The organism is Bacillus sp. FJAT-25509, from assembly GCF_001420605.1.
In the GTDB taxonomy this organism is placed as follows: Bacteria; Bacillota; Bacilli; order Bacillales; family Bacillaceae_G; genus Gottfriedia.
In genome coordinates this window covers 138,775-157,135 of the sequence record NZ_LJIZ01000013.1, presented here as the reverse complement: position 1 = coordinate 157,135, position 18,361 = coordinate 138,775, and the positions used below count along the sequence as shown (strand labels likewise).

The 18,361-nt window shown below is 35.0% G+C and carries 16 protein-coding genes; 7 read left to right on the top strand and 9 right to left on the bottom strand.

What is annotated here, in order from left to right; translation table 11 throughout:
* Positions 1-271 precede the first annotated feature (271 nt).
* From AN960_RS08100 to AN960_RS08090, 3 genes are all read left to right on the top strand, one after another.
* The gene (locus tag AN960_RS08100) at positions 272-1,903 is read left to right on the top strand and encodes a hypothetical protein (protein ID WP_056469383.1); all 1,632 of its coding nucleotides are present in this window, start codon (positions 272-274) and stop codon (positions 1,901-1,903) included.
* On the top strand, positions 1,881-4,637 hold the full coding sequence (locus tag AN960_RS08095; RefSeq protein ID WP_056469379.1) for a DEAD/DEAH box helicase: 2,757 nt from the start codon (positions 1,881-1,883) through the stop codon (positions 4,635-4,637). The genes AN960_RS08100 and AN960_RS08095 overlap by 23 nt, the downstream gene beginning before the upstream one ends.
* Positions 4,638-4,703: 66 nt before the next feature.
* Positions 4,704-5,267 (top strand): GrpB family protein, encoded by a 564-nt coding sequence (locus AN960_RS08090; protein WP_286131648.1) that lies wholly within the window; start codon positions 4,704-4,706, stop codon positions 5,265-5,267.
* 188 nt (positions 5,268-5,455) lie between these two features.
* Here the strand turns inward: AN960_RS08090 and fabZ are convergent, their stop codons facing one another.
* The gene (gene fabZ, locus AN960_RS08085; protein ID WP_056469377.1) at positions 5,456-5,878 is read right to left on the bottom strand and encodes a 3-hydroxyacyl-ACP dehydratase FabZ; all 423 of its coding nucleotides are present in this window, start codon (positions 5,876-5,878) and stop codon (positions 5,456-5,458) included.
* 386 nt (positions 5,879-6,264) lie between these two features.
* On the bottom strand, positions 6,265-6,900 hold the full coding sequence (locus tag AN960_RS08080; protein ID WP_056469374.1) for a Crp/Fnr family transcriptional regulator: 636 nt from the start codon (positions 6,898-6,900) through the stop codon (positions 6,265-6,267).
* Positions 6,901-6,968: 68 nt separating this feature from the next.
* Between AN960_RS08080 and AN960_RS08075 the strand changes: the two genes are divergently transcribed.
* The 4 genes from AN960_RS08075 (at position 6,969) to AN960_RS08060 (ending at position 10,838) form a co-directional block, all read left to right on the top strand.
* The gene (locus AN960_RS08075; protein ID WP_056469371.1) at positions 6,969-8,108 is read left to right on the top strand and encodes an aminotransferase class V-fold PLP-dependent enzyme; all 1,140 of its coding nucleotides are present in this window, start codon (positions 6,969-6,971) and stop codon (positions 8,106-8,108) included.
* A complete protein-coding gene (locus AN960_RS08070; RefSeq protein WP_056469368.1) occupies positions 8,089-8,712 on the top strand; it encodes a YitT family protein in 624 nt (207 codons plus the stop codon). The genes AN960_RS08075 and AN960_RS08070 overlap by 20 nt, the downstream gene beginning before the upstream one ends.
* Positions 8,709-10,124 carry an amino acid permease gene (locus AN960_RS08065; RefSeq protein WP_056469365.1) on the top strand — a complete coding sequence of 472 codons (1,416 nt, stop codon included), beginning with the start codon at positions 8,709-8,711 and terminating at the stop codon, positions 10,122-10,124. Before AN960_RS08070 ends, AN960_RS08065 begins: the two co-directional genes overlap by 4 nt.
* Before the next feature lie 456 nt (positions 10,125-10,580).
* Positions 10,581-10,838, top strand: a complete 258-nt coding sequence (locus AN960_RS08060) for a hypothetical protein (RefSeq protein WP_056469362.1) — start codon at positions 10,581-10,583, stop codon at positions 10,836-10,838.
* A 26-nt stretch (positions 10,839-10,864) separates the two neighbouring features.
* Here the strand turns inward: AN960_RS08060 and AN960_RS08055 are convergent, their stop codons facing one another.
* The 7 genes from AN960_RS08055 to spoIIID all read right to left on the bottom strand — a co-directional run bounded on the left by AN960_RS08055 (position 10,865) and on the right by spoIIID (position 18,280).
* Positions 10,865-11,977 carry a GerAB/ArcD/ProY family transporter gene (locus tag AN960_RS08055; RefSeq protein WP_056469360.1) on the bottom strand — a complete coding sequence of 371 codons (1,113 nt, stop codon included), beginning with the start codon at positions 11,975-11,977 and terminating at the stop codon, positions 10,865-10,867.
* A gap of 17 nt (positions 11,978-11,994) precedes the next feature.
* Positions 11,995-13,176, bottom strand: a complete 1,182-nt coding sequence (locus tag AN960_RS08050; RefSeq protein WP_056469357.1) for a Ger(x)C family spore germination protein — start codon at positions 13,174-13,176, stop codon at positions 11,995-11,997.
* Between the two features lie 2 nt (positions 13,177-13,178).
* The gene (locus AN960_RS08045) at positions 13,179-14,702 is read right to left on the bottom strand and encodes a spore germination protein (RefSeq protein WP_286131646.1); all 1,524 of its coding nucleotides are present in this window, start codon (positions 14,700-14,702) and stop codon (positions 13,179-13,181) included.
* Positions 14,703-14,964: 262 nt separating this feature from the next.
* On the bottom strand, positions 14,965-15,627 hold the full coding sequence (locus tag AN960_RS25320) for a UDP binding domain-containing protein (RefSeq protein ID WP_353611578.1): 663 nt from the start codon (positions 15,625-15,627) through the stop codon (positions 14,965-14,967).
* Positions 15,624-16,295 (bottom strand): nucleotide sugar dehydrogenase, encoded by a 672-nt coding sequence (locus AN960_RS25315; protein ID WP_353611577.1) that lies wholly within the window; start codon positions 16,293-16,295, stop codon positions 15,624-15,626. The genes AN960_RS25320 and AN960_RS25315 overlap by 4 nt, the downstream gene beginning before the upstream one ends.
* Before the next feature lie 556 nt (positions 16,296-16,851).
* Positions 16,852-17,853, bottom strand: a complete 1,002-nt coding sequence (locus AN960_RS08035) for a rod shape-determining protein (RefSeq protein ID WP_056469946.1) — start codon at positions 17,851-17,853, stop codon at positions 16,852-16,854.
* Between the two features lie 157 nt (positions 17,854-18,010).
* A complete protein-coding gene (spoIIID, locus tag AN960_RS08030) occupies positions 18,011-18,280 on the bottom strand; it encodes a sporulation transcriptional regulator SpoIIID (protein ID WP_025569002.1) in 270 nt (89 codons plus the stop codon).
* Positions 18,281-18,361 lie beyond the last annotated feature (81 nt).

The following is an 18,361-nucleotide window of genomic DNA, read 5'->3' as shown; positions in this document are numbered from 1 at the left end:
TTTATTTGCGTTCCCGGATTTTAATTGCGGTTCACACTTTTTATTTGCGATTCCTGAATTTTAATTGCGTTTCACACTTTTTATTTGCGATTCCTGAATTTTAATTGCGATTTGCACTTTTTATTTGCGCTCCTGGAATTTAATTGCGTTTCACACTTTTATTTGCTGTTTCCGAGTTACCAACTTTCATTTTTTCCCTTTTCGGCTATGTGTATCGTATTTGTTTAGGGTATAATTACCAATAAGAATGTTTCGAGTAAGGAGGCATCGAATGCTTCAGCGTGATTTAAGTAAAGATATTATTTATGAACTTTCATATTCACTTTTTTCAAAGCTTTCTCCTCAAAATACGAGGGACGCAGAGCTTGTTGAAACTGGCCTGCAGTTGTATAGGCTAGGTCAAGTATACAATGTATCGGTTCGCGAAGGTCGCCTAGTCGGGGTTGTCGAAGAGGGCGACCAAATTCATTTACCAATTCTACATATTGAAAACCATGATCAAAATGGATGTGATTGCTACGAAGCTCCTCCATGCCAACATCAAATTGCACTACTTTGCTATGCTGCCGCTTCATTTTCTTTAGTCGGAGATATTATGAGGAAGTTTAAACAGTCTTCTTTAAAAAGTATCCCGAATATCATGACCGGTCGCCAACTGCTGGATCAAATGAATATGTTTGAACAGGATCAACCTAAAGAGACAGTGGCGTTGTTTGAGCAAAAGTATAAGGAGTACATAGAACAGCAAAGGACGTCATTTTACCAAGATGTTTATTTTGTTTATCCATTATATGAACGGTTTTATCATGGATTATTGAACCAACAACCACGTCAAGAAAAGGAAAAGCTACAATATCAGTTACTTGCGTCAATTTTTACAATGAATAAAATGGTCGGACAAATAGAAATTCAAAGTACAGTTTACGACAATGCTCATTTACCACGTGAAATGACAATGCTAGAAAATCAAATTGACGCAGTTAGTAGGCAATTACATAATTTAACTGGAGGTTCTGTTTCTACTCAGTACGAAGAGGTTCTTCGTGAGCAGTTGCAATCTCTTTTATTAGAAAGAAACCTTTGTTTAGTTCCTCGATATAACTCTTTTCGTCATGTATATAAAGAGCTATTAAATAGTCCAAAGATTTTATATAAGGATTTAGAAACTTTATCAAAGGTTGAGGACAATTATTATGCAGATTTAGGAAAAGCTCATCTATACTTTTTATTAAAAGAAGATGAATCAATGCTGTCCATTATAAAGCAATACAGCAATAATGAACGTACTCTCTATTGCTTTACTTACTGGATTGAAAGTCTTCGAAAAAACAATGAAACAGATCGACTAACATTGTTTTTGCCATTATATTACGAGATGCTTTTACACTTTTTAAAAAATGGCGATGATGAATATGCAAAAACTACTTTTGCGAAACATTTCCTTACTAATTATGAGTACAATAGTTTTTACACTAATGAAACGGCTGGGTTAGAAGTAGTTTATCAAGCATTACTACCATATAGTGTGATGCAGTACACTGATTATTTAATGCATAATCGTGAATACAAACGATGGGCTGAGCTACAAATGCACTTATATTCTTACAATCCTGATTACATTGATAAACATGACCTTCAGGAAGTACATAAGTACTCACCTCAATCAGTATTGCCTATTTACCATCACTTGGTTCTTTATTACATTGAGTTAAAAGGTCGAGCAAACTATAAAATAGCTGTACGATATTTAAAAAAACTAAGAACAAATTATAAAAAATTAAAGCGTATGAATGAGTGGGATGACTATATTCAGTATGTTGAATCTCAATTTATTCGTTTACGTGCACTTCAAGAGGAATTAAAGAAAGGAAAATTAGTCAATGAAGCGACTAGCAAATCTTAGTATTGCCGTAAAATGGGTCGAGCGAAAAGGCTTACTCATTTATGGAATGCAAAGTCACGGTGTCATTTTACCGGTAACCGCATGGAAGCATCTAGTGTTTCAATGGCATGAACCTTCATATTATGGGACATTATTGCAGCCGACCCGAGTCGGTCAGATTGAAGGAATTCTTTTAACTCCCATCGAAGCACTTACTTTTTTTAGAGAACATCAAGAAAACTCACTAGTAGAGATTACTTATTTAGATGAAGCAAACGAGTTTCATTCGGTCATCTCACGTTTATACGATGATTTTAACGAAGGCCACGTTTCGCCAAGTTTTGCTCATTATCAGAATGGCGAAGAGCTATGGAAAATTGATGGATTTGAACAATTAGAACCAACTTTACAGGAATTGGTTTCTTCTACAATTAAACAGCAGTTTGAAATCGAAACATTACAGTCTAAACGTTGGGATATTGCTAGGGGCTTGTATCACAATCCAAGTTATATAAAACAGCAACTCACACATAGTATTGATGAAGATGATTGGCATGTGAAAATCGGTTTAAGAGACGATGATGTTCCATTTTCAATTCGATTAGTACTTGAAGAGCCATTGAGTGAACATGATGACTGGAATTTACGTACATATTTAATTGATGAACGAAAAACGATAAAACCTTATGAATATAACGGACATGAATCATTACATAAAAAGCATTCATCTTATGCTGAGTATTTAGATCGAACGTTCCAAGGAGTAGGCTTATTAGCACCAAACTTAATCGATGATCATAAGCCAAAAGAAGTTTTAAGTGAACAAGAAGCTTGGACTTTTTTAACAGAGGATAGTGAAAAAGTACTTTCCGCAAATATTCAGGTTCTTTTACCAAGCTGGTGGCAAGCTTTAAAACAAAATAAGATGACTTTAAAAGCAAGCGTAAAAGGTAAACCTGCTGGAAATTCATTTTTCAATATGGAAACATTGGTTGACTTCAACTGGCGAATTTCTACAAATGGGATGGAGCTTTCAGAACAACAATTCCAGCAATTCGTTGAAAATCAAAGACGCTTAATTCAATTTAACGGTCAATGGATTGCACTTGACCCTGCTTTTATTGCACGTATGAAGAAAATGATGGCAAAGGCTGAAAAACAGGGACTTAGATTTCACGAAGTTCTTCAACATGAGCTACTACAGGGGACTGAAAAACCTGAGGACGATCACTCACCTTTTGCCGAAGTTGAAATCGAAGTAGATGATGTATTCCGAGAACTAACTAAACGATTAACATCCATTTCAGAAGTTCCTGAGCTTAATGTTCCTCATGGTCTGCAAGCAACTTTACGTGCATATCAACAAAAAGGATTCGAATGGCTAGTTCATTTGAAAAATATGGGATTTGGTGCATTACTTGCTGACGATATGGGGCTTGGTAAAACAATTCAATCGATCTCTTATTTAGCTTATCGTAAAGAAAACGAAGAAAAACAAGGGGCATCATTGATTGTCTGCCCTACTTCTGTTATCAACAACTGGAAACGTGAAATTGAATTATTTTATCCTGATTTAACTGTTCATGTTCACTATGGAGGAAATCGATTAAAAGGTGAAGATTTATTTTCAGTAATCAGAGATGTTGATATTGTCATTACTTCCTATGCTTTAAGCGTTTTAGATTATGAGGACCTTACGCAATATATTTGGAAAAGTATCATTCTTGATGAAGCTCAAAATATAAAAAATCCAACAACAAAGCAGTCTCGTGCAGTTCGTGGGTTAAAAGCTGAGCATCGCATTGCTCTTACCGGTACCCCAATGGAAAACCGCTTAACGGAGCTTTGGACAATATTTGATTTTATAAATAGAGGATATCTTGGATCGCTAAACCGTTTCGCTAGCAATTATGTAAACCCTATTGAAAAGGACCGAGATGAAGAAAAGATAAATGCTGTTCATCGTTTAATTTCGCCTTTCTTACTAAGACGGACAAAGCAAGACGAAGATGTTGCTTTAAATCTTCCACCGAAACAAGAACAAAAGATGCTCTGTCCTTTATCGGTTGAACAAGCGGCATTATACGAACAAGTTGTTCAAGACAGCTTAAAACAAATCGATACATTAACTGGTATCGAACGTCGTGGCCGTATTTTATGGATGCTAAATAAATTAAAACAAATCTGTGATCACCCTTCTTTATTCTTAAAGGAATCACAGCTTGTTGAATTCGAAGAGAGATCAAGCAAAGTTGAACGACTATTCGAATTAATAGACCCAATCCTTGAACAAAGCGAAAGCTGTCTAATCTTTACTCAATATGTGAGAATGGGCGATATGCTTAAAGAGGCAATCCAAGCAAAATTTGGTGAAGAAGTATTATTCTTAAACGGTAGTGTTCCTAAAACTGCCCGTGATAATATGATTTCTCGCTTTCAAAACGGCGATGTAAAAGTGTTTATTCTGTCACTCAAAGCTGGCGGAACAGGACTAAACTTAACAGCAGCAAATCACGTAATGCACTTTGACCGTTGGTGGAACCCAGCTGTTGAAAATCAAGCGACTGACCGTGCATACCGAATCGGACAAACAAAATTCGTTCAAGTCCATAAATTTGTAACGATTGGGACACTAGAAGAAAAAATTGATGAAATGCTACAACGGAAACAATCACTTAACGATACAATCATAACGAGCGAACAATGGATTACAGAATTGTCTATGGATGAGCTTGTTGATTTGTTAGGAGTTTAATATGCAAGGCAAATGGGATTATTGTATTTAAGATAATCCCATTTTCTTTTAAATGGAGGTTGTAATATGGGCACAAAAAATGGAATGAACGTAATTGTCAAAAACCATGATAGAAATTGGAATAACTTATTTCAAGAAGAAGCAAATCGTATTCGTAAAATCCTAAAAGATGAGCTTATTGAAATTCATCATATTGGTAGTACATCAGTTCCAAATTTAAAAGCTAAACCGATTATCGATATGTTGCCTGTCGTTAAAAACATAGAAAACATAGACAAGTATAACAGTCAATTGGCTGAGATTGGTTATGAGGGGCTTGGTGAGTTCGGTCTAACAGGTAGAAGATACTACCGAAAAGGTGGAGAAAATCGTACCCATCAAATGCATATGTATCAGTTTGATAATGAAAAAGAAATTGAGCGCCATTTAGCAGTTCCTGCTTATTTATGGGCACATGAGGATGAGATGAAAGCTTATGGGGAACTAAAAGCACAACTAGCTGAAAAATTTTCAAATGATATTTATGGATACATGGATGGAAAAGATGCTTTTGTGAAGGAAATAGAGCGAAAAGCTATAGAGTGGAGAAAAACGAATAAAGCTCACTACACATTTAATCATGATAACTAATTGGGCATTTAAATTCTCTAGACTAGTGTATGAACCACTTTTTTTACATAATTATACGGGCACAACCTTTTAATTGCAGATTCAGCTTCTTTGTTTGCAGCTCATCCATCTCACTGGTAGCTTTACAATATTCAATAATAAAAAAATCCTATTTTTTTCAAATAGGATTTTTTCTAATTTAATTCGATTTATTTAAGTGCAAATGTAAGTTCAGCTTCACAAGCGATTTGTCCGTCTACAGTTGCTACTGCCTTACCTTTACCGATTGGTCCACGCATTTTCACTAGTTCAACCTCTAGTCTTAGCTGGTCGCCTGGTACTACTTGTCTTTTAAAACGGCAATTATCGATACCAGCAAATAATGCTAGCTTTCCTTTGTTTTGTTCTAAGCTTAAAGCTGCTACTCCACCAACTTGTGCTAGGGCTTCTACAATTAGTACTCCCGGCATTACAGGATAATCAGGGAAATGACCATTAAAAAACTCTTCGTTAGCTGTAACATTTTTAATACCAATCGCACGTTTACCTTCTTCATGCTCAATGATACGATCTACTAATAAAAATGGGTAACGATGAGGAAGAATTTCTTTAATTGCTTTAATATCTAACATTTTATGTAGTCCTCCAATTGAAAAGATTCTATATGTTAATAAAAAAGAAGCAAGTCTTAAGACCAGCTTCTATGCGTTATAAATATAATACTATCTTATTTTGCAAGTTAACGCAAACCAATAATGAACTGTCTATTTTATCTCCCATCGCTCGATGATATATTCATTTGGGAGTTTTTATATTATCAATTTATACTTCAGCCATTTGAGGTCACCCCGATTAAGGGATTTATTTATTCTAGTAGCCTATAGATTTTATAATCTAAAATTAGTATCTATTTTATTTATGGAAAATTTAAAAAAATCAGATATTTTGTAAAGTATTTGACAGATTTAGGCGAAAGAATTTCTTAAGATTAAGTTACTAAACGAAAGCGTTAACGCTCTTAGGCTAGTAATGTATAGCGGCCATTTTGTTTCTCGATAATTCCTTTTTCACATAATTCATTCATTACATAGGACACGCTTACACGTGAAGAACCAACTACATAAGCAAGTTCCTGATGAGTGAATGGAATCGTAATTGTTATCCCCTTAGGTGTTTCCTTACCATATGAGGATGCTAATTGGCGCAACATAGTTAGAACCCGCTCACCTATATCTGAAAAACTCATTAACTTCGTTTGAAGTAATAAAGCTGATTGTTTGTTGCTCAATGATCTTAGTACTTTTTGAATAAGCATCGGGTCTCTCATAACAATATCATGAAATGCTGGTTTGGGTATTCGAAGGACTCGTGCACTTGATGAAGTAGATGCGTTGTAACCATATACTTCTTCTGCCCATACGTTTGATTCTCCAATAATATTACCAGGTCCAACGATATATAAATGGCGTTCAGACCCATTAGGCGATAACAAATAAATTCGAATTCGCCCTTCAAGGACGAGATACACAAAAGGATGTTTCTCATCTTGTTGAATTAATACATTTTCACGCGAAAATGAAAGTTCTTTACCTATTTCAAGAAAAGGAATTGCTGCCCATTCACCTTGTTCAAACCATAAGGACTGATGATTCATATGTCACCTCATATTAATTAAATATCAAAAATGAAAACGCTACCAAATTAGTGGAAGGATGATTTAAAATGATAAACCCATTTATAGAAAAACGTTCTCTTTTTCCGACCTTATCTGAAACAATTCATTTATCAAGTTGTTCCCAAAGTGCAATCTCATCACCGGTGAAGGCAAGTATTCAATCTTACCTAACAAGCTGGACCGAAAAAGGTATGGACTGGGAAGGATGGATGGACAAAGTCTATGAAGCAAAAGTTGCTTTTGCTACTTTAATAAATGCTTCTCCAGATGAGATTGCGGTGCTATCTAGTGTATCGGATGCCGCTTCTTCATTTGCAGCCTCGTTAGATTTTACTGGAAGTCGAAATAAAGTTGTTACTACGGATATTGATTTTCCTTGCATTGGTCATGTTTGGTTATCACAAGTACCACGCGGCGCAAACGTCACGTTTTTAAAAGAAAACAGTCATCAAATTCAAATCGACCAATACGAAGAAACAGTGGATTCAAGCACACTTGTAACTTCTGTTCCACATGTTTCTTATTATAATGGCTTTATTCAGGATATCAAAGCTATATCAAACATTACCAAAGCGAATGGATCACTACTATTTGTCGATGCCTATCAATCTGCCGGAAGTGTTCCAATCGATGTAAAGGAAATGGGAGTCGATGCACTCGCAACAGGTGCACAAAAGTTTTTACTTGGTATACCTGGGATTAGCTTTTTATATGTAAGAAAAGAATTAGCAGAGTCTCTACACCCCCCAACGACTGGTTGGTTTAGTCGAGTAAATCCATTTGCATTTGATCAGCATCTTCTTGATTATGCAGAAGGGACAAGGAGATTTGATACTGGAACTCCTATGATGATCAACGCTTATGCAGCTGAAGCAGGTATTTCTTTATTAAATCAAATTGGTGTTCCTGCCATTCAGGAGTATCTATCTCACTTATCAACTGTTGCAATTGAAACCGCTCATTCACGCGGTTTGACCGTTGTTAGCCCAACAGATTTATCTATAAAAGGTAGTAACACTGCTATTCGAGTGGAACAAGCTACAGCCGTTGAGCGTTACTTGAAAACGAAAAAAATAATTGTCTCTGCTCGAAATGACGTCTTACGTGTAGCTCCTCATTTTTACAATACAGAAGACGAAGTTGTACGTGCAATTGAGGAAATTGCTTATGCAATTATTAAAATCTAACAAAAAATTGTATTTCCAAAAAGTAATTATGGTAATTGTCGGAACAATCTTGGTCGCACTTACCTATTACTTTTTCCAAGTACCAAACGGAATTGTGGCTCCTGGACTAGGTGGTATTTGTATGATGCTAGTTAAATTAATACCTATTCCACTAGGGCTCCTATATTTTCTATTAAATATTCCACTATTTTTAATTGGATACCGAGCAGTCGGTGTACCATTTGCACTGTTAAGTTTACTCGGTATGTTTAGTTTATCACTCTTCTTAACGTTATTTACCTCAATACCAGGACCGCACCTACCTTTAATAGGGTGCCTCCTTAGTGGTATTTTGTCAGGAGTCGGGATTGGGATCGTGATATTAGCAGGTGGTACAACTGGAGGGCTTGATATAGCAAGTGTAGTAATCAATAGAAAATTCTCGAATTTTTCTATTGGTAAAACGATGATGGTTATAAACGGAATTGTCCTTTTGTGTTCTTTAATCGGAGAAGGATTACAGCGAACTTTCCTTACGTTTTTTAGTATGCTGATTGCCGGGAAAAGTGTTGATTGGACGTTATCTTATCGTAAACAATTCAAGAAAGGTGGCGAAACAGTATGAAGGAAAATAAAACAGTAATTGAACGAGAAGGAGGACTAAGTCGTTCACTTACGAGTAAACAGCTGACCATGATTGGAATTGGTGGAGCAATTGGCACCGGTTTATTTATGGGAAGTGGTATTGCAATCGGATACGCTGGACCTGGGGTTATTCTAAGTTATATTATTGCTGCATTTATAGCAGTCATTATGATGTTTAGTTTATCTGAAATGGCTGTTGTGCATCCAACTGCCGGGTCATTCGGTACTTATGCAGAGATGTATTTAAACCCTTGGGCAGGTTTCCTAATCCGCTATACGTATTGGGCGGCACAAGTAATCGCAATTGGTGGAGAAGCTGTCGCAGTTGGACTATATATGCAGTATTGGTTTCCTAGTATTCCTGTTTGGTTATGGACACTTGGTTTTGGTATAGCTTTAGTTCTTGTGAACAGTAGGTCTGTTGCTAACTTTGGCCAAATCGAGTATTGGTTTGCAATGATTAAAGTCGTGGCTATTGTACTGTTCATAGTTTTTGGTGTTTCGCTCCTATTCGGAATTGGGCATTCGCATTCTGTAGGATTTCATCATTATACCGATCAGCACGGATTCCTACCTAATGGATTTAAAGGAGTTTGGATGGCAGTGCTTATGGCAATCTTTAGTTTTTATGGTGTAGAGATTGTCGCAGTTACAGCTGGGGAATCTAAAGATCCAAAAAAAGCAATTCCTAAAGCAATGAAGAGCATGGTTCTACGTTTGTTTTTATTCTATATTCTATCGTTAGGAATCATCGTTGCCGTTATACCTTGGATGCAAGCAGGTGCCCATGAAGTATCAGGGTCACCGTTTGTCAAAGTCTTCGAGAGTTCAGGTGTGAGATATGCGGCTGGCATTATGAATTTTGTTATCTTAACAGCTGCACTATCTAGTATGAATACTAATTTATACTTAACATCACGTATGTTATTCTCCTTATCTCGTGGAGATTATGCCCCAAAATCATTCGGTCAATTATCAAAAAATGGTACGCCTGTAACGGCAATTTTCATTTCAAGTGCAGGAGTATTAATCGCAACTGTATTGTCTATGTACTACCCAGATACATTTAATAAATTATTTGGTATTTCAATCTTTGGTGGAATTTTAGTATGGCTTATGATTTTAATTAGTCATCTTCGCTTTAGAAAAACCGTTCACCTTCATTATAAAGAGCCATTACCAGTTAAAGCACCGCTCTTTCCATTTCTTCAATGGATCGGAATACTTCTTCTTAGTGGTATATTAATTACAATGGCATTTTCACCAGATTGGAATTCAGCATGGAAAATTGGTGTACCGTGGGTCATTTTAGTAACAATTGGCTATTGGATCCAGAAAAATCGCAAATCGATTTCACATAAACATAATACAAATAATAAATCAGCGCTTTAATTATTAAGTTCAAACTAGATTATTAGATAAATTCACTAATGTTCTTTAAACTAATTATAATGAATTTCACTTGAGTCAAGGTTCTCAAATCCAAATAAAGAGACAGATATAAAATAGGTAATCGCCTTTTATATCTGTCTCTTTTTTATTCCATCATTTATTGATTTTTCAACCTCTACGGTTTTAATAGACTCAGCTTTAGGTAGGGTATACATTAGTTCGGTTTTCATTGCATAATATGGCTGACTTAAAAATTTTCTTAATAAGTACAACATAAATGCTGTCATCCTTACTACAGATCAATTAGCTCTCCCCTTTTACACTTCTTATATTACATACAAAATTTTTAGATAGATTTTTTTGGACTTTTGTTGAAGTTTCCCTAACTTCCCGTATAATCACTGCCATCATATACCAAAATAATTGTAATTAGTTATTGTAAGTGGGGTGCTGATATTGAAGGTGTTTTGGGTATTTCTATGTTTATTTATACTAGAGATGTGCTTATTGGAAGGGATTGACTTATATAATGGTGATCAATTTCCTCATCTACTAACGAATATAAAACTTAGCAAAACAGAACTAGTAGGTGAGGATTATGTATTAATTTTCTTTTTTACTGTACCATTCGGCGTTGCCAAAGTCGTCCTATCGTATATGAAAAAACTAAAAAAGAAACGAAATCAAGAACAAAATCAAAATACTTCTAATTAAAACGAAAGAGAATGCAGTTAGAGTTTCTATGCTGCATTCTCTTTTGTTTTTGCTTTCTTTTGGATCATTGCAATGATCAACAGAACCGCAGGAATAATGATTTGTAAAGGTATGTGTAAATAGTAAGGAACAATGTCAAATCCTTCTTTATAATGCTCTAAATAGTCAGGTGCCATCCAGACGGAACAAATTAAGATAATTACTGCAATTGGATAAGTAAGTGTATCTGATTTTTTTACTTTAAATAAATCTGCCGCTCCAACAATCGCACAAAAGAAAAAAATCGTTATCTTAATAAATCCTCCAACAGCAATAACAATGACAACGACTGAATCCAGTCTTTGAATAAAATCAGCAATGTTGATGTAACTAATTGCCGTTAAGATAGGATAAGTAGCTCTCACCACCGTGTTTGCACCTAAAACACAAATATTAAGCATTGTTACTAATGTTAAAACCAGACCCGCAAAAATTAATCCAGGAATACCGACCTTCCATGCATATTCTGGTTTCTTTAAATAAGGTAAAATCATTGTAAATACAATCATTTCGCCAAATGGAAATGTAACGGTCAAAGGGTATGCTTCTTTTATTACTTTTTTCCAGCCTGTCTCTAATACGGGTCTTAAATTATCAGTCTTTATTAGCCCTGCAATTACTTCAAAACCAATTATTGATACCATTATGAAGATGATTACGATAAACAAAAACTCACATACTCTACCGAAACTTTCAAAGCCTTTAAAGATTGCATACATACATAAGAACATAAATAAAATACCGATTGAAATAAGTGAGGACGCATTGTAAAGTGTAATCACTAGTAATTCTTCAAAGTCTCTAAGAACCCTTGCTCCAATATAAATAAAATAGAGTATATAAACCATTGCTAGTATTTTGCCAGCAAACTTCCCTAAAATAGATTGAACATATCTCGTTAATGGTAGCTCGGGATACAGATCAAATAATTTAATGTAAACACAAAACAGTAAGCATCCAGTAACCAGAGCTATTAAAACACTAATCCAAGCATCCTGCATTGCACCAGATGCAAGTCCTACTAATGTAGAGCTCCCCATTTCAAATAAATATATAATACTAAAGAATTGGTAGGCACCAATTGATAATTTTCGATTCATTAGCATTCCCTTCTTTTCTAAAATGGATAAGCTTTTTTTCTCATACCTACATTATTTATTTGGACATCAACATCAATTTTCACTTTAGCTTTTTGAAATTGTTCATCCCAATTTTTCTCATATTTTTTAAAAGCCTTTGGATCTGATAAATGTAGTTTATCGCCAAACCCAAAAATATCTGCCCCATATCCTTGTGCTTTCTTAATTCCTTCATCTATAGTTTTCTTGATCGCTTTCTCACTCAATACTTCATATTTTTTTAGCGTGTTTGCTTTATCAAAATTGTCATTGCAAAGTACTTCATCAATAATGGCGATCGATTTTACCTTTATGTGAATTATCGGTGTTTTATTTTTCATTTTAATCTTCGTGTCCGTTTTCACACGTGTGAGCTCCATCGAATCATATTCTTTTTTGCTGCATTTTATTTGTATATTTGTTTCTTTTATTGCATTATCAACTATTTGTACCGATTTGGCCGGTGAGCCGTCTAACCAGCCCACTAGCTTTCCTTTTTTAAAAACGCCTAACCCCTCAATCTTGTTATAGGATGATTTCACACTTGAAAAATTATCAAGTGTTTCAGAAGTCTTCGTTGCATGTTCTAAAACTGCACCATTAATAACTGGTTCTCTACCAGTACTTGAAAGGGCTGATATTACTTGGCGCATTTGTATTTCTTGATTTTCTCCTAAAAGAGATGACGTATTTTTAATTTTTCCCACGATTGACTTAGCCGGTAATTTATCAAGTGCTGGTAAATTATTCATTACTCGATAAACACTGTCGTTTCTTGCAACAATGACTGGAATATTAACACGTATTTTGGAATCCCTCTCAAACACGTCAAATATATAGTTCAACGTTTTTTCCTTTGCTAAGTTTTCACCAATGACAACGAGTGCTACATGAGAATATATATTTGATCGAGAAACACTTTTTGTAATATTTCGAGCCGCTTCCGAAATCGTTCTACCTTTTTCTTCTAGGGAAATAACTGGTGTACCTATTGAACCGGTAACGCTAGCAATTGCACTCGGATTTATGATTTGAAGAACCATATTGTATTGATTATCTTTAGGTATATAATCAACACCCATAGCTACCACGATTGATACACTGTTTAGTTCTTTATAATTAGAACAACTCACCAAAAGTAAACTTGTCATTAGAATTAAGATCATACATTTTCTTTTCATACTTATTCTCCAGATCTTTGTTCTTTAACGGTTTTTGTGTTTCCTTGACTAGGTACAACTAAAATAGTATCTTTTTGACTTTTTATACGGAATGGTCCAAATGGTGCAAAATATGGTTCTCCAAAAGATCGTAAGCTACACATATGTAATAATATAATTAAACCACCAATTAACATTCCAAATAAACCAATATAAGCCGCTGCCAATAATAATATGAACCTAAGAATCCTAGCGGCAATTGACATATTATAATAAGGGATCGTAAAGCTAGCAATCGCAGTAATTGATACGATGATAACCATTGATGCAGATACAAATCCTGCCTGTACAGCTGCTTGCCCCAAGATTAAGGCTCCAACAATTGAAAGTGCCTGCCCAACCGCTCTTGGCATTCGAATTCCGGCTTCACGTAATACTTCAAAAATTAGCTCCATACCAAGAGCTTCAACAATCGCTGGCAAAGGTACACCTTCACGCTGGGCAGCTAAACTTACTAATAAAACGGTAGGAACTACAGCCTGATGAAATGAAGTAATTGCAATGAAAATTCCAGGTGCAAATAAGGCTGTCCAAAACGACATATAACGCAGCAATCTTAAAAAAGTTCCAATATATGAGCTTTGATAATAATCCTCTGGAGATTGAAAAAACTGCGTAAATGTAGCTGGTAAAATTAAGACAAATGGTGTACCAGCTACAAAAATTGCAACACGTCCTTCCAGTAAATTACCTACTACAGCATCAGGTCTCTCTGAATTAATCATTGTAGGAAAAATGGTCTTTTGGTCGTTTTGAATATAGTTTTCAATATAGCTGGATTCTAAGATTTCATCTGCATTAATAGCCTCTAAACGATGTTTTACTTCCCTTAATAACTCTTCATCTACAACTCCTTTTATATACATTATTTCTACATCAGTTCTCGTTACTTCGCCTATTTTCATTGACTCAATCCGCAACGCTGGGTGTTGAATTCTATTACGAATTAGAGAAGTATTTGTACGTAAGCTTTCTGTGAAGCTATCCTTTGGTCCTCTGATTACAGTTTGCGTTGAAGGCTCTGAAATACTTCTAGATTGCACCATTTTTGTACATGCAACTAAGAAGTTACTGTCATGATCTAAAAGAACAACGGTGTCTCCAATCAGTAATGCTGATAGGAGATTTGTATAGCTTGATTGTGATTTTAAACTTGAAACGGCGATTACGCTTTTTAAGCCATTCTCTAAATCCGTTAATGACAGCGTTGTTTCTTTTTCTGCATTAATTTTAACGATTTTATTTATGATTCCATCATTCACTAGTTTCTCGTTTGAAATTCCGTCAATATGAATGACTGCAAAAGAATACTGCATACCTTCCCCAAGTGTTTCATGACGAATCACAAGGTCAGAGCTATCTCCAAAATCATCTTTTATTCTTTTTATATTCTCTAAAATGTCCTTACTTAAAGAACGAGATATATTATTTTGAAATGGAATTTTTTTATTTGTAGCTGCACTATTGGTTTCTTTGTAGTTAAACACTTTTTTCCACCGCCCCATAATCATGGCTTATTATTCTTATACTTTTTCCAAAATATTTCATTTAATGTATTGTTTTCTAAGTGGTTTATTTTGCACACAAAAAAAGGCTGTCTCATAGAGACATCCCATTTCACTTATATTATAAGAATCGTTTATTTGCCCCTATATGGTGCCCGATCTTCGCGGTGGCGTTTCTTATCCTCACAACTTAGAGACGAAATCCTAAGAATGAGTCACAGAATTTTCGTTCATACGAGTCTAATTATTTATTAATAAGCTGTGGGATTGGATTCACTGGCTTTCGACCGATTGAGTAATAGTGGATGTTCTTCTTTTGCATTTTAGTTAATTCAAAACAATTACGTCCATCAATTACTAACGGAACCTTCATTAGCTTCTCATACAATTGGAGGTCAGTTTCTACGATTTCTCTCCATTCAGTCAAAATAAATGCGGCCTCTTTCTTATGAATAGCATCCTTCACATTAACTGAATAATTTATGGAATCTCCAAATACTTTTCTTAATTCAGGTAAGGCATATGGATCATATACTGTAATTTTAGTACCTTCTCTTATGAACTGATTAATTAAATCGATAGATGGTGCATGTCGAATATCATTTGTATTTGGTTTAAAGCTTGCTCCTAGAATTGCAATTTCTATATTGTTTAAATTTCCAAAAAGGGATTTTGCTAATTCTGATAGTTTTATTTTCTGTTGATTATTAATTGTAATAACGGATTTTAATAGTTTTAGGTCTACACCTACTAACTCAGCTTCTTTTACTAAAGCAGTCGTATCTTTTGGGAAACAAGACCCTCCAAATCCAATACCGGCTTTTAAAAACTTTGAACCGATTCTATGATCTAGCCCAATACCATGAGCAACATGATCAACATCAGCATTTAATTTTTCACAGATCATGGCAATTTCGTTAATAAACTTATTTTAGTAGCTAAAAAAGCATTAGATGCATACTTAATCAATTCCGCACTTCTTGCATCTGTTGTATAAATAGGCGTATTAAATGGTTTATATAATTCCTTTATTAAGTCCGTTGCATTTTGACTTTCGGAACCAATGACAATTCGATCGCCATTAAATAAATCGTATAGCGCAGAACCTTCCCTTAAAAATTCAGGATTGGATACTATTTCAATCGTTAAATGCGGAGGGGCATTTTCCAACATGATCTTCTTAACTGCCTCATTCGTTCCAACTGGAACAGTACTTTTAATGACAATTATTAGATTTTTTTTAGCATGAATTGCGATCTCTTTCGCAACAGCTTTCAAATATTGCAAATTGGCTGTTCCATCTGGAAGTTCTGGTGTGCCGACCGCAATGAATATGATATCTGCCTGGCTATATGCTGCTTTGAAGTTTGTTGTAAACTCAATTTTGTTAAAGGAACTATTTTCTAATAAGGATTCTTTCAAACCCGGTTCAAAAATAGGGCAAATTCCTTTTTGTAGTAATTCAATTTTTTCAGCATCAATGTCAACACATGTTACATTGTAACCAACTGTAGCAAATGAAACTCCTGTAGTAAGACCAACATATCCCGTACCAGCAACAACTATATGTGTCATGGTTCATCCCCATCCTATCCAATTAATCAGTAAAGATAAAAAACTCTTTCTCAATGCTTAAAGTGAAGAATAATTTAAGTTTTAAAATTTACTATTTAATTGCAAATTCAGTTTTGATTTCTATAGGTCTACTTTTAAGTAATAATAAAATCTCTACTTTCTTGAAGTTCGATCATCATTTGCACCGGTTAAATTAAAACTCTACCCATCAATCCTTTTCCGATTTTTTTAAGATTAAATCTGAAATTAAGCTAGTAGAGCTATTTCACATAATTTTTAAATTGGCAGAGTTTTAAGTATTAAATCATATGTACCGGTTACCTAGATCATCCTCGTTTTACAATTACTTAATTTAAACTTTAAATGAAGCCTTTTAAACTTTGATACTTTCCTTTTCTCTATTCAGACTTTGACTACCTTCTTGTTCATCTTAACTTTACAAAACCTAAACACTTTTCTAACAAAGATAACTGCTACTAATAAATTCCAAACAAAAAAATCCCAAGCTCTATGCTTGAGATTTCAGTGTGTAGTCAAGCTACAAAGCTTGAGATTTTTATTTTAAATAGCGACTTGGAATCTTATCAATGTTTTCTAACATAATTCCAGTACCTTCTGCAACACATTGCATAGGATCTTCAGCAATGAAAACAGGTACTTTTAATTCTTCAGCAAGTAAAATATCTATTCCATGAAGTAATGCTCCGCCACCAGTTAGAATAACTCCACGATCAATAATATCAGCTGATAATTCAGGTGGTGTACGTTCTAATACTGTTTTTGCAGCTTGTACGATTAAGTAAACTGGTTCACTTAATGCTCTTTGAATTTCATCAGATTGTACAGTAATTGTACGAGGTAATCCAGTTACCATATCACGGCCACGGATATCGATTGATTCATTTCTTGCACCAGGGAAAACAGTACCTACTTCAATTTTAATTTGCTCTGCAGTACGCTCTCCAATTAGCAGTTTGTATTCACGCTTGATATAGTTTAGAATCTCCATATCAAACTTGTCCCCTGCCATTTTAATTGAAGAGGCGGTGACGATATCTCCCATCGATAAAACAGCGACATCGGTTGTCCCACCGCCAATATCAATTACCATGTTACCACTTGGTTGGAATATATCCATTCCAGCACCGATTGCAGCAACCTTTGGCTCTTCTTCAAGATAAACTTGTTTACCGCCGCTCTTTTCAGCAGCTTCACGAATTGCTTTTTGTTCAACAGATGTGATGTTTGTTGGACAACAAATCAAAATACGCGGCTTTGACATGAATCCCTTTACATCTAATTTATTTATAAAATGACGTAGCATTGCCTCAGTAATATCAAAGTCAGCAATTACACCGTCCTTAAGTGGACGAATTGCTACGATATTACCAGGTGTACGACCTACCATGCGGCTTGCTTCTTCCCCTACTGCTAATACTTTACCGCTACTACGCTCTATTGCAACTACAGAAGGTTCGTTTAATACGATTCCCTTACCTTTAACATGTATTAAGACATTGGCTGTACCAAGATCTATTCCGATATCCTTAGAAAACATTCCTTTTGGCTCCTCCTTATTCACTATACTCATGAGCAGTTCCCCGAATACGTTCCATACCAAAATATAATTTTACCATAAAGAACTACTTTTAGTAATTAATATTTGTGAACAGGAGGTTAAATATTTTTAATTTTGTTTTCAAGGCTCAGAAACCCTATTTAGTTACTTTCTCAACGTCTTCTTTTTGATACTTTTGTTTTGTAGCCTCTCCACCGCGTAAGTGACGAATTGATTTGTGATAATCCAAAATTTCTTTTACTTCATTTGCCAAATCTGGATTGATTTCCGGTAAGCGTTCTGTTAAGTCTTTGTGTACTGTACTTTTTGACACGCCAAACTCCTTAGCAATTACGCGTACTGTTTTCTTCGTCTCCACGATATATTTCCCAATCTTGATCGTTCTCTCTTTGATGTAATCGTGCACACTACTCTCCTCCTCTAAATGGATGTGAGAAGCGTGAAATGAGACTCGTTTTGACTGACTAAGCTGCTCTTTTTCCTGCTC

What these genes read in the sequence shown, in the direction of transcription:
- AN960_RS25315 (WP_353611577.1), bottom strand. Translation starts at nt 16,295, where the DNA reads ATGACACATATAGTTGTTGCTGGTACGGGATATGTTGGTCTTACTACA.
- AN960_RS08065 (WP_056469365.1), top strand. Translation starts at nt 8,709, where the DNA reads ATGAAGGAAAATAAAACAGTAATTGAACGAGAAGGAGGACTAAGTCGT.
- AN960_RS08075 (WP_056469371.1), top strand. Translation starts at nt 6,969, where the DNA reads ATGATAAACCCATTTATAGAAAAACGTTCTCTTTTTCCGACCTTATCT.
- AN960_RS08080 (WP_056469374.1), bottom strand. Translation starts at nt 6,900, where the DNA reads ATGAATCATCAGTCCTTATGGTTTGAACAAGGTGAATGGGCAGCAATT.
- AN960_RS25320 (WP_353611578.1), bottom strand. Translation starts at nt 15,627, where the DNA reads ATGATCTGTGAAAAATTAAATGCTGATGTTGATCATGTTGCTCATGGT.
- AN960_RS08095 (WP_056469379.1), top strand. Translation starts at nt 1,881, where the DNA reads ATGAAGCGACTAGCAAATCTTAGTATTGCCGTAAAATGGGTCGAGCGA.
- fabZ (WP_056469377.1), bottom strand. Translation starts at nt 5,878, where the DNA reads ATGTTAGATATTAAAGCAATTAAAGAAATTCTTCCTCATCGTTACCCA.
- AN960_RS08055 (WP_056469360.1), bottom strand. Translation starts at nt 11,977, where the DNA reads ATGAATCGAAAATTATCAATTGGTGCCTACCAATTCTTTAGTATTATA.
- AN960_RS08050 (WP_056469357.1), bottom strand. Translation starts at nt 13,176, where the DNA reads ATGAAAAGAAAATGTATGATCTTAATTCTAATGACAAGTTTACTTTTG.
- AN960_RS08070 (WP_056469368.1), top strand. Translation starts at nt 8,089, where the DNA reads ATGCAATTATTAAAATCTAACAAAAAATTGTATTTCCAAAAAGTAATT.
- AN960_RS08035 (WP_056469946.1), bottom strand. Translation starts at nt 17,853, where the DNA reads ATGTTTTCTAAGGATATCGGAATAGATCTTGGTACAGCCAATGTCTTA.
- AN960_RS08090 (WP_286131648.1), top strand. Translation starts at nt 4,704, where the DNA reads ATGGGCACAAAAAATGGAATGAACGTAATTGTCAAAAACCATGATAGA.
- AN960_RS08100 (WP_056469383.1), top strand. Translation starts at nt 272, where the DNA reads ATGCTTCAGCGTGATTTAAGTAAAGATATTATTTATGAACTTTCATAT.